This window comes from Lactobacillus johnsonii ATCC 33200 (assembly GCF_000159355.1).
Taxonomy (GTDB): domain Bacteria; phylum Bacillota; class Bacilli; order Lactobacillales; family Lactobacillaceae; genus Lactobacillus; species Lactobacillus johnsonii.
The window spans coordinates 618,971-633,882 of record NZ_GG670120.1 but is presented as its reverse complement, the minus strand read 5'-3'; the positions used below and the strand labels follow the sequence as shown (position 1 = coordinate 633,882).

Sequence of the window (14,912 nt, the reverse complement as noted above, 5' to 3'; positions counted from 1 at the left end):
TTTATTAATAATTCCGTTGATAAAGCGGAAGGAAGAGATGTAAAATTTCATATTTTAAAAAGAGGTAATTATTTTGTCTAAATTAATTATCATCAGAGGTAATTCTGGCAGTGGTAAGACCACTCTGGCAAAAGAAATTCATCAACGTCTGCCACGTAATACTTTACTGATTTCACAAGATACAGTTAGACGAGATATGCTACGAGTTAAGGACGGAGAAAACACGTTAGGGTTGCCATTATTTGAGGATTTACTTTATTACGGTTATCGAAATTGTGACTATGTGATCTTTGAAGGTATTTTGAATGCAGAATGGTATCTTCCTTTGTTTAGACAAGCAGAGGAGCTATTTGGTGAGGAAATTTTTGCATATTATTTTGATATTTCTTTTGAGAAACTCCTAATGCGCCATAAGCAGCGTCATATTAGTTCTTTTGGAGAAAAACAAATGCGTTTGTGGTGGAAAGAAAAAGACTATATAAATTTTATTTCTGAAACTAAGTTTTCTAGTCGAACAACTTTAAGGCAAGAAACTAAAAAGATTATGAAGGATATTAGCTATGTCAACAATCATTAATCAATTAAATAGGCGGTTGGAATCTGACTTGCACGAAATTAATCATGAATCACTTAACAGCACTTTTGTTGGCTATAGTAATTTATATCGGCAATCGATTTTTGTAAAACAATTTGCAAAAGAGCAAGGTTATTACACTGAAAAGATGGTTACAAATCAGTTAAATGATCGCGTTTTAGGCGGTTTTTCTCTTAATAATACGTTTATTTTAGTATTAAAAGATTGCTCACCAAAAGATATAGGAGAAAAGATTGATTCGAATCTAGCTTTTGAGATGGGACAAGTATTAGGAGAGTATCATTTAAAGGTGAAACCATTTATAAGAATTAAGCTTGTTAATGGACAGTTTGATGATTATCTGGCTAAAATAGATTTTTTTAAAGAAAGTTCATACAAAAGAAGATTGAAGAAACTTACTGGTCAATTTCTACCTTATAAAAAAGAAATTAAGATAGAATTATCTCAACATTCAAAATTTGTCTTGCATGGTGATGTGGGCATCAGAAACTATAAATATGTTGATAGCAAGCTAGCACTTATTGACTTTGAAAAAGCGCGTTTAGGCCCAGTTTACCAAGATTTTATAAAACTGTTTTACCAAGATTTTGATTTGAATGAAGAATTGATTCAATCATTTCTGGCGGGATATTCAAGTAAGAATCCTAATTATCACTTATCTGACTTAACAAAACAATATTTGGTTTTTACTACTGCAATTGGAATTTTTAATTATACTGAGAAAATCGAGGATCTGGCTTTCAGACATATTGGAGAGACAATGTTAGACACGATTGAGAAGAAATAGATGGAACAAGATTACATTAAAAATTTACGTCAAAAAGTAGGGCATGAACCACTAATTTTAAATTTTGCTGGTGGAGTTTTAGTTAACGATCAAGATGAAATCTTATTACAGAAAAGAGCAGATTTTAAATCATGGGGTCTGCCAGGTGGAGCAATGGAGTTTGGAGAATCTGCTCAAGAGACATGTGTGCGTGAATTTTTAGAAGAAACAGGATTGAAAGTGAAAATTAAATCTTTGCTAGGAATTTCGACAGATTTTATCCAGCATTATCCTAATGGGGATGTAGCCCAAGCTGTCGTAATTGAATTCTTGGTAGAGCTAGTAGGCAAAACGAATAAGAAACCAGATTCAGAAACATTGGAGTTAAAATATTTTCCTAAAGATAATTTACCGGATATTTTTAATAAGCAGCATTTAAAGTTTATTGAGCATTACTATCAAGGTGATTATCCATTTTTTGAATAGGAGTATGTATGAAAGAAGAGCGATGTATTTTACAAATAGATAAAGATCCCAAAGCTGTTATTGAACCCGATTATGAAAAACAACCGTTTAAATTTCATTCTAAATTATTATTTGCATTTGTCCCTAAAGAAGATATTGATAATTTTTTAGAACAAGTTCCCCATAAAGTGTTAGGTATCGTATGATACCATTTCCTTTCAACCAGACATTTATGAAATTGAAAGTAACGGAGAATACTTTACTTTATGCCAAGCTCCTTTAGGAGCGCCAGCAGCCACACAATTACTTGATTGGTTAATTGCGTATGGTGTCAAAAAAGTTCTAGCTTTTGGAAATGCTGGTGCGCTTATAGATTTACCAGAAAATGAAATGTTTATTCCAAATAAGGCAATTAGAGATGAGGGAACTTCTTTCCATTATTTAGAAGATAGTCTAACCGTCGCCTTGAACACCGAATTTTTAAGTCAGGTAAAAAAAGCAATAACTGAGCTAGACTACAAATACGAGCAAGTGACGACATGGACAACAGATGCCTTTTTCAGAGAAACATCGAAAAAAGTAAAGCAATTTCGTGACTTAGGGGCATCTGTAGTAGAGATGGAGTGTTCAGCACTAGTAGCATGTGCACAATTTAGAAAAGTTGAATTTGCTAAAATTTTGTTTACAGCTGATACTTTAGCTAATGAAGAGGACTATGATCCACGTGATGGAGGAACCGATTCACATCGGCGTGGATTAGAAATTTGCTTTGAGATATTACAAAAATTGTAGGAGGAATAGGTATGAAAGAAGAAACGAAACAACCATTTATTTTAGATTTTGACCCAAACCAGCATGCAGTAATTGAACCAGATCATGATCAGGAACCATTTCATTTTTATTCACGCTTGCTTTATGCCTTTGTTCCTAAGAATGAAATTGATATATTTTTAGATCAGCATTTTCACCGCACGATAGGTGAATTTGATTCAGTTTCTTTTAGTCCCAAGATTTATGAAGTTGAATTAAACGGTGAATATTTTACTTTATGTCAAGCCCCGCTTGGAGGACCTGCTTCTGTTCAATTACTTGATTGGTTGATTAGTTATGGCGTGAACCAAGTTTTAACTGTTGGTAATGCGGGGGCGTTAACTGATTTACCAGAAAATGAGATGTTACTAGTCAAACGTGCAATTCGTGATGAAGGAACCTCTTTTCATTATATGGAGCCAGGTCAATTTATCGATTTGAATCAGAATTTCTTAAAGCGGATAGAAGATGTATTAGCTACTTTAAATCTTAAATATGATGAAATTACAACTTGGACAACTGATGGCTTCTTCAGAGAAACGCCCAAGAAAGTTGCACATTTTCGTCAATTAGGAGCTGCAACTGTTGAAATGGAATGTGCATCTTTGGCAGCTTGTGCGCAATTCAGAAAAGTGGATTTCGCTCAAATTTTATTTACTGCTGATACATTGGCTGATATAGAAAACTATGATGAACGCGACTGGGGGTATGAATCTCACAGTGCGGGGTTAGAGATTGGATCTAAAGTTTTAACGAAATTAGGTAAAAATGAATAAGCAACTGAAACAATTTTGGCAAGATTTTTGTCAAAGTCATAACTTAGAATGTAATACTCCGGTAGAAGCATGGGCTTTTGGAGTAACTGCTGAAGATGCAGACGAATTGGCTGAGTTGGTAAATCGAGGCATAAAAACTGCTACTACATCTGCCTATGAACTTTATGATAAAAATGAAAAAATACCTCAAGTAGGTGAGTGGAGTATTGTTTTGAATAGTAAAGAAGAACCTGTTTGTGTTATTCAAGATAAGGTAGTGGAAATTATACCTTATGATTTAATTTCTAAAGAACACGCCTACCATGAAGGTGAGGGTGATCGAAGTTATGAATATTGGCGTCGAGCCCATGATGATTTTTTTGATTGGGAATATCGAGAAGCAGGTAAAGCGTTTTATCCTCAGGCACCAATGGTATGTGAAGTTTTTGAAAAGGTAGAATAATGAAATTACTAATTGTTAGACATGGTGAAAGTGAAGCAGATATTTTAAAAGTATGTGAAGGATGGGCTGATTTCAGTTTAACTGAACGTGGAAATAAGCAAGCTTTAAAAACTAGTAAATGGATTGTTGATCACTATAATGTAGATAAAATTTACACTAGTACATTAAAAAGAGCTCGTGAAACTGCACATTATCTTGAAGAATTAACTGGCCTTTCAGCTATTGGTAGGGATAATTTGAAAGAATTCAATAATGGTCTCCGGGCTGGCTTACCATATGAGAAAGCTTATCAAAAATATCCTGCGGTTGAAGTTCCTATCCACAAAGCATTGTACAAGCAAGAAAGTAAACTCGAATTTAGAATGCGAGTAGAGAGTGTTTTATCAGAGATATTAAGTCAAAATTTATCAGATAATACGATTGTAATTGTTACTCATGGTGGAACAATTACCCAACTATATCATGCATTATTAAAGTTACCAATAGATGCAAAGATTAAATTTGGGACTGGGGATGCATGTTTGCATGAGTGGACAATTGAAAATAAAGATTACCGAATAGATCGTTCTAATTATTGTCCCTATCTCAAAAAATAATCAGCTAGGATATTCTTAGAGCATTTATATGGAAAGTTTTTGAAAAGATAGAGTAAAAAAATTCATTAGATAAAAAAATTGATCAATCTTTGGCTCTAGCTTGAATCAATTGAGATAGAGAAAATAATAAACAAAAAAGGTGTTAAGCAGATATTTTGATACTACTTAACACCTTTTTCTATTTATTCCATTCAGCTAAATCTACGGTTTGCTGCATTAAAGTTGCGATAGTCATTGGACCTACTCCACCAGGAACTGGGGTAATATTTTCAGCTACTTCTTTGACACTATTAAAATCGACATCCCCGACTAAGTGATGATTTGCCATCCGATTAATTCCTACATCAATCACAGTTGCACCTGGTTTAACCTGATCTTTTTTAATCAAATTAGCTTTGCCAGCAGCCACAACTAAAATATCAGCATGTTTAGTGTAATAATCGATATCATCTGTATGTAAGCTTACCATTGTTACTGTCGCATTTTCATTGATGAGAAGCGATTGCAGAGGGCGACTTACTAAAATGCTGCGTCCAATGATTGTTACGTTTTTTCCTTCAATTTTATCTAAATAAGAATGAAGCAAAGTCATAATTCCGCGCGCGGTACAAGAAACAGGATAGTGTCCATCCTCATTGTTATAAAGTTTACCAACATTTTTTGAATCAAAACCGTCAACATCTTTTTCAGGAGAAATTGCTTCAATTAGTTCGGTTTGATTGAGATGCTTAGGTAAAGGAAGCTGAATTAAAATTGCATGAATAGTTGGATCGTCATTGTAGTGATGAATTGCTTGTAAAACTTCAGCTTGACTGACATCTTTTGGAAATTTCCTCAAGATAGATTTCATGCCTAACTTTTCAGCAGTTTTCTGTTTATTACGCGTATAAATTACACTAGCCGGATTATCTCCTACAAGAATAACCGCAATTCCTGGAATTATCCCTTCTTCTTTTAATTTATCAACTCTAGTTTTGGTTTCTTGATTAAGTTGTTTGGCAATTTGACGTCCATTAATAATATTTGTCACTAATAAAAGCGCCCCTTTCTTCTAAAAATTCTCCATAAAAGTAGAAATTCATATCAAAAAGCTTTTGTAATAAATCAATAGCATATTGTTTTAATTCATCAATTAAAATTAACAACTACCATAATAACATTTTTCTAGATAGACTTAGAAGGAAGATAGATAATATGAATATAGTAAAAAAGTAATAATTTCCAAAAAAAGGATTACCAGCTTTTTGTTGTTTTGTGGGTCACTACAGTCTTCTTCTCTTTTTTGTTTTTTTCCTATAATGGTGATTATTATAAAAATGTATTGCTGTTTCTTTTTATTTTTAAATTAAAAGTGAAGAGAATAAATTTATGTATGAGCTGCTTTAAAAGTGCTAATCTTAAAAATATATATTAGAATGTTAGTAAATGTGTTTTAAGAAAAGGATTAATGACTATGAAAAAAACTGGCGTAATGAATTCTAATATTTCAAGAGTAATTGCGGACATGGGCCACATGGATTGGCTAGGAGTTGGAGATGCTGGTACTCCAGTTCCAGCTGAGACTGAAAAGATTGATTTATCTGTGCGTCCAGGCTTGCCATCATTTATTGATGTTCTAGAAGAAGTCTTGAAAGAATTAGAAGTTCAAAAAATGTATATTGCAGAGGAAATTAAAACTGAAAATCCAAAGCAATTAGAAGCTATTAAGAAGGCAGTTCCGAATGTTGAGATTGAATTTATTCCTCATTCAGAACTAAAGAAGGACTTAAAGTCTTCTAAAGCATTTATTAGAACTGGTGAAGAAACTCCATATTCTAATGTAATTTTGGAAAGTGGAGTAGTTTTTTAAAGTAAATATTTAGCTATAAAAGTAATTGCGTATGTAAACTACAATTACTTTTATATTTTAAGGAAAGTTTAGTGTATGAATGGAATAGCTTTATTAATTGGTTTAGGGCCATTACTTGGATGGGGCTTGTTTCCGACAATTGCCTCAAAAATTGGCGGTAAACCAGTAAATCAAATTATTGGTACTACATTTGGTACTTTTCTCTTTGCTTTAGTCTATAACTTAGTTCAAGGAATAGCGTTGCCTAGCGGGGCTGCTTTGATTTGGTCAATTATCTCCGGAATAGGCTGGGCTAGTGCGCAGATTCTTACTTTTCATTCTTTTACTTTGGTTGGATCATCACGCGCAATGCCAATTACAACTGCCTTTCAGTTGTTAGGTACTTCTTTATGGGGAGTATTTGCTTTAGGAGATTGGCCAAGTACGAGTGATAAGTTAGTAGGTTTTCTTGCATTAGCTCTGATCATTTTAGGTGCTTGGATGACAACCTGGAGTGAACATAAAACTGATGAAAACAGTGCTAAGTTAAGAAAAGCCGTAATCATTTTATTAGTTGGTGAAATTGGATATTGGGCATATTCTGCAGCCCCTCAAGCTGCTAAAATTGATGGATCCAAAGCATTTTTACCACAAGCTATTGGAATGTGCTTAGTTGCTATTTGTTATGCAGTTTACTTAAAAGTTAAAGAATCAAGTCAAAGAAGCGCTTTAGCTCAAGGGGTTTCTTACAAACAAATTATCTCTGGATTTTTCTTTGCATTTGCTGCATTGACATATTTAATTTCGGCTCAACCAAATATGAATGGTTTAGCAACTGGATTTATTTTGTCACAAACATCTGTAGTATTAGCAACTCTAACTGGAATCTGGTTCTTGCATGAAAAGAAGACTAAGAAAGAAATGGTAGTTACTTTAATTGGCTTAGCCATCATTATCGGAGCTGCTACAATGACCGTGATCGTATAACGAATATAACAAAAAAAGTAGGATTTATTCCTACTTTTTTGTTATATATTATTATCTTTCTTTTTAAACCAATCTCTAGCAAAATCAATTAAAGGTCTCATTTCGATTACCTTGATAAAACTATTGTTCAAGCTCACCTGGTTAAAGCACTCGGGATATTGTTTCTCGAAAGCTAATCCAAGCTCATTAAAATCATCATAAGAATCTAGATCAACATTTTGATAATCAGTCCAAGTAGTCTTACCTTGTTCATCGAATCCGGTAGCAGCTGACCATGTTTCGGTTGGTCGATTAATTGTCGATTCGGCATAGTGAAGTGCAGTACAAGTTTCATAGTCTGTTCCTAGAAAAACTATTTTACCATTATTTTTGTATAAATAATCTAAAGGACTATTAATGCCGTATGGAAGATTTAATGGTTGTTCTTTGGCTATTTGAATTTTATTTTTACCCCAAATTGCGATCGGTAGATAGGGATGGTTACTTCTAACTACATCAGGCAGAGTTCTGAAATATTCAGGTGTTATTCCGAGTCCCTCAGTAGCTGAGGTTATTGGATCATAGGGTGGCATATTATCTCTAATCGTTTCCATTAGATCAGAGCGAACTGGAGGATACTCCCAGGTTGCTGGATCACAATTTGTCGAAACTTCTGAAGGCATCATAATTGTTCCTTTACTTATTGTCTCCTTAAGTGCCAGGATGACAGTTTCAGGACCAGCTGGAACATAGTAGAACTTGCTTAATGATGTATGGATAATAACTGTGTCGGAAGCATTAAGATGAACATTGTTAAATGCCTGTTTGAAATCATTTTTTGTTGTAACTGTAGTAATCAAATCTTGCGCCATAAAAATCTCTTTTCTAAATTAAAATTAATCATTGACTTGGACGATAGAAAACTACTCTTGTTTTTATTTCAGCATTATTAATTTTTACTTTTTTATTACTCATTAGAAAACTCCTTAGTTAGAGCATTTATGCTCTTTTTCTTTTTAAAAACATTATTAGATAGAAGACAGCTGTCACTAGCTGAGCCAGCCCTTCAAGAATAATGGCTGGACGAGCACCGTAGTTTTTAACAATAAATCCTCCTAAAAATGATCCAATCGGAATCATGCAATTAACAATGCTGCTGTTAATCGTGATAATTCGCCCTAATAAACTAGAAGGAAAACTTTCTTGAACTAGAACTTTAAAATTAATGTTCATAATGCTAATCCAGAAAGTACTACATAGGGCAAATATTAGAATTAAAATAGGCCAGATTGGAGCAGCTATCACTTCTAAAACAATTGCTAATCCAGAAAGCATTAAGCAAGTACAATTAATAGCCTTAGTTGACTGTCTTTCACGTAAAGTCGCTGTACGATAAGGCTGCCTAGTAATCCTCCAATTGAAGAGGCAAGTTCTAAACTTCCATAGCTAACTGCACTATTGTTTAAGTATTTGGTGGCAAAGTAAGGTAAACCAACAGATGATATTCCATAAAATAAGTTGGTTAGAGAAAAAGGTAAGATTAAAATTAAAATATTTTTATTAGTGCGTAATGCTTGCCAACCACGCACTAAACCTTTGAAATAGCTAGTATTACCTTCAGGTGATGAGGCAGCTGGAAGTTTAAAGTGTAAACGCGTGTAGAACAAAAGTGCAAATGCAAATACTAATGCTGAAATAATAATTGTATTTTTTATAGATAAAAAGGTAATTAAAATTGTTGCTCCAGCATTGAGAAATAAATCTAAAGTTTGATAAGACATTTGAAAAATCCCATTAACTTTAGGTAACTGTTCCTTTTCTACTATATTGGGCAGTATCTTGTCTTCAGCAGGATAGATTAATGTTGAGCCGATAGTTGACAAAACATAGACTACTATCAAAAATATAATTGCTAAAAAGTGTAATTTTTGATTATTAAATAGTGGAATAATGATTACGCTCAGCATTGCTTGAATAATTGTCACTAATTTTAATGCTTTTTTGATATCTATGCGATCAATTATAGGTCCTAAAGTAAACGAAAGCATATCAATGCTAGATTCAGCTATGAATATCATTGAAAGAAGCATTGGTGAATTAAAATGGGTTTTAAAGTACCACAATATTGCCATATAGAAAAGAGAGTCAGCAACATTTGTTCCGATCCGGCCGATTAAGAGGTTTATAATATTATAGTTATTTTTGTTAGTCATTTTCCCGTATCTAATTTTTGGAGTTGTTCAACTTATTACAATTATCATATATTTAATTATGTTAAATTGGGTTCTATTAATTACAATTTGTATAATTGTAGCCATTTCTCTAGTTTTGCCAAAATTGATTGAAAAACCACTCCAAAAAGCTAATAAACTTATTTCGACTAGCAATGAAATATATTTAGATACTTTAAACGACTGGCTACGCGGTTTAGATCAATTAAGACAATTTGCAGCTGGTGCAAAGCTATTTTCTGTCACTCAAAATGCTAGTAAAAAACTTGAAGACGCAACTGTTAAGCAAACTACTTATACTAAATTACTTAATGCGATTAACGGGATAGCTTCTGCATTGTTTGGGTTGATCATATTTGTTTTGACTGGATTTTTAGTAAAAAATGGCTTAGTACAAATGAGTACTCTATTAATAGTGGGAAATTTCAGATTTTATTTAAATCAAGCAATTAATGAAATCTCTCAGGCTAGAGGAGAAATGAAGGGAGTAAAGAGTCTAATTGAAGAAGTAAATGAAGCAGCGGAAAAAGTTCAAGTTTCAGATAAGCAAAAAACAAATATGCCTACTGTAATTAAAACAGAATCATTAAGACTCGATTTTCCAAATGGCGAAAAACTAAGTTATCCGGATATTCAGATTAATCAGGGTGAAAAGATTCTCTTAACAGGAGATTCTGGTACTGGCAAATCAACTCTATTTAAATTGATATTGGGTGAATTAGCACCTAGTGCTGGGAAGATTATTTTTGAAGATAAGGATGGAAATGAAATTAATCCAGATTTGAAAACAATTGGATACTTACCGCAAGATCCGGTTATATTCCCAGCCTCCATTAAAGAAAACATTACTATGTTTAACAATAAGCTAGATAATAAAGTTGAAAGGTCAGTAGAAGAAGTAGATTTATCTTCTGATCTGCAAAAATTTGATGAGGGCATTAATAAAAAACTGAATCTTGATAAATTAAACATCTCGGGAGGACAGAGGCAGAAAATTGTTTTAGCAAGGGCTCAAGTTCATGATAGTGATATTATTTTAATTGATGAGGGGACGAGTGCGATTGATCAAAGTGAAACCATTGATATTTTAGACAAATTATTAAAAAGTAAAGCGACAATTGTATTTATTGCCCATAATTTTACTGAAGAAATGCATGAATTATTTTACCGCGAAATTCATTTGATAAAAACCAATATCAATTGACTTTTGATATTTAGTAGAATGAAGTTCATTAAATTAACTTTTGGTATAGATCAAAATTTGATTTAATGAACTTTTTACTTTTATATTTAAATTAATAAAATTGTTACTTTAACATTAATATCATAAAAAATAAAAAAGATGGCTGCTTACAGCAGCCATCCAAGGAATAGCACTAATTATAGAGTTGTCGAGTGAAATTGTAAAGATCAGTATCCAAATAATATTTAACTTCATCGGCTTTAGAAATATGATCTAAACCAAATAGAGCAGTTAAAAGTTTTAATTCATATTTTAAGTTTTGAATAGCAGCAATTAAAGTCTCAGAATCTTGACTAGCAAACTGCAAGAAATAGTTTGCTATACCAACATACTGTGCTCCTAAAACTAAAGACTTAAAAATATCAAGTGCATTTGTAATACCACCAGCCGCAATAATAGTCTTATTGACGGGGATAGTACGTGCTGCAAGCAGCGTTTTGACAGTAGAAAGACCTATATCTTCTAAAAAGTTTAATTTTTGAGTCTTTCGTCTTTCATTTTCAATTTGGGCAAAATTAGTTCCGCCGCTTCCACCTAAATCGATAATTGAAAAGTCATTGATTAAAAGGGTACGAAGAGATTCAGGATCAATTCCCATTCCAACTTCTTTAATAATAATTGGCACATCAATTGTATCTCTAATTTCTTTTAGATTGTCTATCCAATGAAAATCTCGATCGCCTTCAGGCATTACAGCTTCTTGAACACTATTAAGGTGAATCTGTAATGCATTTGCATCTAAAGCGTCAACAATCTTTTGAGCTACTTTTGGATCAGTAGTTGGATTAACATTTGCAAAAATTAGTCCATCAGGATTTTCTTGACGTGCAACTTCAAAGCTCTTTATTTGATCAATTTCTTTTTCAAGAATGCTAGCGGATCCTAAAGCCATCGGAATATTTTCTGCAGCAGCCGCTTTAGCTAAACGTTGATTGATGGTATAGGAAGTATCAGAGCCGCCAGTCATTGCATTAATAAAGAAGGGAGCACTAATTTGGTGACCAAACATTTCAGTTGAAATACTATCTCTACTTACTGCACTTTCTGGAAGAGCAGGGCGGATTAAATGAACATGATTAAAATCATTATCTTTATTACTATTAAAAAACATCTTAGCTAATGCTAGATGTTCTTCTTTTCTTTGAGATCTTTGTGACATAATTTTTCCCACTAAGCAATTGAGTGAACTAGAAAGTTCAATGGCATAATTCCATTTTTACGCCAATTATTTTTCATTTCTTCGATATCAGTTTTTTCATCTGCAATCACAATACCACAATCGCCATTTCCTGCACCAGAAGTCTTAGCAGCGCCATTAAATTGTTCAGCAATATTAATTAATTTAGTTAAACGTGGGATTTCGATAGCAATATGGTTAAGAGAAGCAAAGTCTTTTAATAACTGACGATTTAAACGAATTTGTTTTTGAATTAAAGAAATATTTTTTTCATTAAAGCCCCTAATCATATCAAGAACACATTTTCGGGATTCATCTAAAAAGGTGTCGTATTGTGTCCTAATAAACTTTTTCTTTGCATTAGTCTTATCAACTAATTGAGAAGTTGAAGCAGGCTTTTGACTCCAACCAATTACCAAGTTTAATCCTTCGGGAGGAGTTAATAATTGAATCTTAAGACCAGGCCAAGCTTCATTTAAAACTTCGCTAAGAGATTTAGTAGCTAATTCTGTCTTAAGCCATGCTTTATCAAAAGTTTGATAAGCAAGCCAACCACCATAAACACTTGCTGCAATATCACCAGCAGATCCATTACCTTGAACGCTGTAGTGAGAAATAGCAGAAAGTTTAAAAATAAGATCTTTTGTACAGTGCAATCCATAGAAATTAAGGATAGCCTTCACTGTAGCAACTGTTACAGCAGCTGAAGAGCCAAGACCATATTTCTTACCATCGGCTGAATCAAGATCTGAATTAACATGTAGGTCGTATAAAGACATTGGAACTTTTTGTTCAAGACAAAAACGTTCTGTAAATTTAATAGCAGATAAAATGTATTCAAACGGATTATCACGATTATCAATAACCATTTGGTTACCTTTACGGATCCAGTGAATTGAATCTTGAGAATACTGTTTAGAATGAATTAACCCACTTGTACCTGTACTTTTTGCAATTGAAACACGTACAAATTCATTTACTGCAACTAAAATGGCAGGACAGTTTTGCTCAAGAACTGCATACTCTCCCGCAATATACAACTTTCCTGGTGCTTGTTCTGTAATCAACGAATATTCCTCTAATCTTTTTATTTTCAAATTACTAAAGCAGAGTAACGCCTGGGCCGAAACTCGCAACGACTATTTTAACATTAGTCAAGGTTTTCTGAACAGCTGAAATAATATCTTTTCTATTTCTTAAGGTGCAGATAATTTTTACGTTTGGACCGGCATCAATTGTATAGTAACATTCGATGCCATTTTTTCTTAAATCTTCAACTAACTTAATAATTTTGATGGTTTCCGGTTCAAAATAAGTAAAGGGTTCTTTAGCAGTTAAATTGCAAGCGTGCATCTCGTTTGCACTTAGTTCACTAAGTTCACCAATTCTAGTAAAGTCATTATTTTGGATAGCCTTTTTAATTTCAGCAATTTCTTCTTCATTTCTGGCTAACCAAGTTTGATAAAAAGGAGAGGTTTGGGCTAACTGCATTCCTTTTGTTGAGGAAATTTTTTTCTGCTTTGTATTAACTTCGATTGCTAGGAGAGAAAGATCAAGATCAGGATTTTCATCAATTGGAACTGCATAGGAGCTCTCATCATCAAATCCCTTTTTCCACTCAACAAAGCCACCATAAACTGATCTAGTAGCTGACCCAGACCCAAGCCGTGCAAGTCTTGAGAGTTCTTTTTTAGAAAGATCTAATCCATAGCTTGCAGCAAAGCTTGTTGCAAGAGCCGCAAAAGCTGATGCTGAGGAAGCAAGACCAGCAGAAGTAGGAACATGGTTTGTAGACCGAATTGTAAAGTGGTCAGTCATGCCAAACTTTTCTTGTAATAAATGAATATAATTAAAAACTCGCTTGCTGTCTTCTACTGATTGTTTTTGATCATTTAAAATAAATGTATCTTCAGTTAATGAAGAATCATGTTCAAATGTAGTATCAGTATAAAAAGCATCTAATGTCATTGAAAGACTAGACATTAACGGTGTCTTTAAAGCTTGGTCAGCTTTTCCCCAATATTTAATTAAGGCGATATTAGTGTGGGCACGAGCAGTTTTCTTCATTAAATTTCCTCAATCCATTCATTATCAAAATTAGCTTTAGCCTTTTCGGCAATTTTTTGAGCAACTTTTTGATTAGGACATAGTGCAATTACAATGCCACCTAAGCCACCACCAGATAATTTAGCTCCTAAAGCGCCATTTTCATTGGCAATTTTACAAATATTATCGATTCTTTCAGTTGAAAGCTTAAAGGAGGCAAGGATGTCTTCGGCTTCATTAAATATCTTTCCGATCTCTTCTGCATTTTGGTTAAACCAATTTTGTCGTGTTGCGGTAGCTAATTCTCCAAGCCGTGCAATTTGTTTCTTTTTAAGATCACTTTCATCCATTTGCTTTTTAACTGATTGAACTGCGACTTTGGTATTTCCAAGTTCACCCGTATCCATAATTAATAAGGTAGCACCTAATTTTTGAAAAAGCTGTTTTGGTCCATCTTGTTTATTGAAGAAAACTAAGTAATCGGAATTTACGGTAGCAGCGTCAAGGCCGGAAGCTTTTCCATGATTAATCATTTCTGCATGATTAGTGATTTCCATGATCTCAGATTCAGAAAGAGTTAATCCTAAAAACTGTGAGACAGCCTTGGTAGTTCCTAAAGCTACAACAGCACTTGATCCAAAACCCCGTTCCATAGGAATTTCACCAGTATAAGTAATTTTGAGATTAGGAGCGTTTTTTACTCTTTCAAGTAAAGTTTTCACAATATATTTAATACCATCATATTCAGCAGGTGCATCAAAAAAAGCACCATGATAATGAGTTGTATCCATCCAAGTAGGACCATCAGTTTCTTCAACAGTTGTGGTGATATTTAAGGCCTGGATTGGAAGAGCGAGGGCATCATAGCCATAAACTACAGAATGCTCACCAATAAGAATCACTTTTCCATGTGCTTTGACTTCTATTTTTTTATTCACAATTATCTTTCCTATATTATAAATTTCATTAAG

General features: G+C 33.4%; 14 protein-coding genes and 3 pseudogenes. 10 read left to right on the top strand and 7 right to left on the bottom strand.

Annotated features, from left to right (window positions below; translation table 11 throughout):
• Positions 1-70: 70 nt before the first annotated feature.
• The 7 genes and pseudogenes from HMPREF0528_RS03000 to HMPREF0528_RS02970 all read left to right on the top strand — a co-directional run bounded on the left by HMPREF0528_RS03000 (position 71) and on the right by HMPREF0528_RS02970 (position 4,450).
• A complete protein-coding gene (locus HMPREF0528_RS03000) occupies positions 71-577 on the top strand; it encodes a kinase (RefSeq protein WP_151376148.1) in 507 nt (168 codons plus the stop codon).
• Positions 561-1,382, top strand: coding sequence for a phosphotransferase (locus tag HMPREF0528_RS02995; RefSeq protein WP_004894950.1), 822 nt, complete (start codon positions 561-563; stop codon positions 1,380-1,382). Before HMPREF0528_RS03000 ends, HMPREF0528_RS02995 begins: the two co-directional genes overlap by 17 nt.
• Entirely contained in the window at positions 1,383-1,847 is a 465-nt protein-coding gene (locus tag HMPREF0528_RS02990; RefSeq protein ID WP_004894947.1) for an NUDIX hydrolase, read from the top strand.
• An 8-nt stretch (positions 1,848-1,855) separates the two neighbouring features.
• Positions 1,856-2,618 (top strand): annotated as a pseudogene (locus HMPREF0528_RS02985) (nucleoside phosphorylase).
• Positions 2,619-2,629: 11 nt separating this feature from the next.
• A complete protein-coding gene (locus HMPREF0528_RS02980) occupies positions 2,630-3,412 on the top strand; it encodes a nucleoside phosphorylase (protein ID WP_004894939.1) in 783 nt (260 codons plus the stop codon).
• A complete protein-coding gene (locus HMPREF0528_RS02975) occupies positions 3,405-3,854 on the top strand; it encodes an ASCH domain-containing protein (protein WP_004894937.1) in 450 nt (149 codons plus the stop codon). The genes HMPREF0528_RS02980 and HMPREF0528_RS02975 overlap by 8 nt, the downstream gene beginning before the upstream one ends.
• A complete protein-coding gene (locus tag HMPREF0528_RS02970; protein ID WP_004894934.1) occupies positions 3,854-4,450 on the top strand; it encodes a histidine phosphatase family protein in 597 nt (198 codons plus the stop codon). Before HMPREF0528_RS02975 ends, HMPREF0528_RS02970 begins: the two co-directional genes overlap by 1 nt.
• Positions 4,451-4,628: 178 nt before the next feature.
• Here HMPREF0528_RS02970 and HMPREF0528_RS02965 read toward each other — a convergent pair whose 3' ends face one another.
• Positions 4,629-5,480, bottom strand: coding sequence for a bifunctional methylenetetrahydrofolate dehydrogenase/methenyltetrahydrofolate cyclohydrolase (locus tag HMPREF0528_RS02965; RefSeq protein ID WP_004894932.1), 852 nt, complete (start codon positions 5,478-5,480; stop codon positions 4,629-4,631).
• Positions 5,481-5,903: 423 nt separating this feature from the next.
• Here HMPREF0528_RS02965 and rbsD point away from each other — a divergent pair, with 423 nt between their 5' ends.
• Together rbsD and rbsU are read left to right on the top strand one after the other, a co-directional pair.
• The gene (gene rbsD / locus HMPREF0528_RS02960) at positions 5,904-6,299 is read left to right on the top strand and encodes a D-ribose pyranase (protein WP_034525105.1); all 396 of its coding nucleotides are present in this window, start codon (positions 5,904-5,906) and stop codon (positions 6,297-6,299) included.
• 75 nt (positions 6,300-6,374) lie between these two features.
• A complete protein-coding gene (gene rbsU, locus HMPREF0528_RS02955) occupies positions 6,375-7,265 on the top strand; it encodes a ribose/proton symporter RbsU (protein ID WP_004894925.1) in 891 nt (296 codons plus the stop codon).
• Positions 7,266-7,306: 41 nt separating this feature from the next.
• Here the strand turns inward: rbsU and HMPREF0528_RS02950 are convergent, their stop codons facing one another.
• The gene (locus tag HMPREF0528_RS02950) at positions 7,307-8,116 is read right to left on the bottom strand and encodes an AAC(3) family N-acetyltransferase (protein WP_004894923.1); all 810 of its coding nucleotides are present in this window, start codon (positions 8,114-8,116) and stop codon (positions 7,307-7,309) included.
• Positions 8,117-8,243: 127 nt separating this feature from the next.
• Positions 8,244-9,457, bottom strand: a pseudogene (locus HMPREF0528_RS02945) (MFS transporter).
• A gap of 10 nt (positions 9,458-9,467) precedes the next feature.
• Here HMPREF0528_RS02945 and HMPREF0528_RS02940 point away from each other — a divergent pair.
• A pseudogene (locus tag HMPREF0528_RS02940) lies at positions 9,468-10,679 on the top strand (ATP-binding cassette domain-containing protein); the annotation flags it as partial.
• Between the two features lie 172 nt (positions 10,680-10,851).
• Here HMPREF0528_RS02940 and fni read toward each other — a convergent pair.
• From fni to mvk, 4 genes are read right to left on the bottom strand one after another with little or no spacing between them, the layout of a single operon-like run.
• Positions 10,852-11,877, bottom strand: coding sequence for a type 2 isopentenyl-diphosphate Delta-isomerase (gene fni / locus HMPREF0528_RS02935; protein WP_034525103.1), 1,026 nt, complete (start codon positions 11,875-11,877; stop codon positions 10,852-10,854).
• Between the two features lie 11 nt (positions 11,878-11,888).
• The gene (locus tag HMPREF0528_RS02930; protein ID WP_012846136.1) at positions 11,889-12,962 is read right to left on the bottom strand and encodes a phosphomevalonate kinase; all 1,074 of its coding nucleotides are present in this window, start codon (positions 12,960-12,962) and stop codon (positions 11,889-11,891) included.
• 34 nt (positions 12,963-12,996) lie between these two features.
• Complete coding sequence (gene mvaD / locus HMPREF0528_RS02925; RefSeq protein WP_004894908.1) at positions 12,997-13,962, bottom strand: diphosphomevalonate decarboxylase; 966 nt, start codon at positions 13,960-13,962, stop codon at positions 12,997-12,999.
• Complete coding sequence (mvk, locus tag HMPREF0528_RS02920) at positions 13,962-14,879, bottom strand: mevalonate kinase (protein WP_004894905.1); 918 nt, start codon at positions 14,877-14,879, stop codon at positions 13,962-13,964. Before mvk ends, mvaD begins: the two co-directional genes overlap by 1 nt.
• Positions 14,880-14,912 lie beyond the last annotated feature (33 nt).

Excerpts from the sequence above, each read along its gene's own strand:
- HMPREF0528_RS02975 (WP_004894937.1), top strand. The coding sequence starts at position 3,405 with ATGAATAAGCAACTGAAACAATTTTGGCAAGATTTTTGTCAAAGTCAT.
- HMPREF0528_RS02980 (WP_004894939.1), top strand. The coding sequence starts at position 2,630 with ATGAAAGAAGAAACGAAACAACCATTTATTTTAGATTTTGACCCAAAC.
- rbsD (WP_034525105.1), top strand. The coding sequence starts at position 5,904 with ATGAAAAAAACTGGCGTAATGAATTCTAATATTTCAAGAGTAATTGCG.
- fni (WP_034525103.1), bottom strand. The coding sequence starts at position 11,877 with ATGTCACAAAGATCTCAAAGAAAAGAAGAACATCTAGCATTAGCTAAG.
- HMPREF0528_RS02950 (WP_004894923.1), bottom strand. The coding sequence starts at position 8,116 with ATGGCGCAAGATTTGATTACTACAGTTACAACAAAAAATGATTTCAAA.
- HMPREF0528_RS02995 (WP_004894950.1), top strand. The coding sequence starts at position 561 with ATGTCAACAATCATTAATCAATTAAATAGGCGGTTGGAATCTGACTTG.
- mvaD (WP_004894908.1), bottom strand. The coding sequence starts at position 13,962 with ATGAAGAAAACTGCTCGTGCCCACACTAATATCGCCTTAATTAAATAT.
- rbsU (WP_004894925.1), top strand. The coding sequence starts at position 6,375 with ATGAATGGAATAGCTTTATTAATTGGTTTAGGGCCATTACTTGGATGG.
- HMPREF0528_RS02990 (WP_004894947.1), top strand. The coding sequence starts at position 1,383 with ATGGAACAAGATTACATTAAAAATTTACGTCAAAAAGTAGGGCATGAA.
- HMPREF0528_RS02970 (WP_004894934.1), top strand. The coding sequence starts at position 3,854 with ATGAAATTACTAATTGTTAGACATGGTGAAAGTGAAGCAGATATTTTA.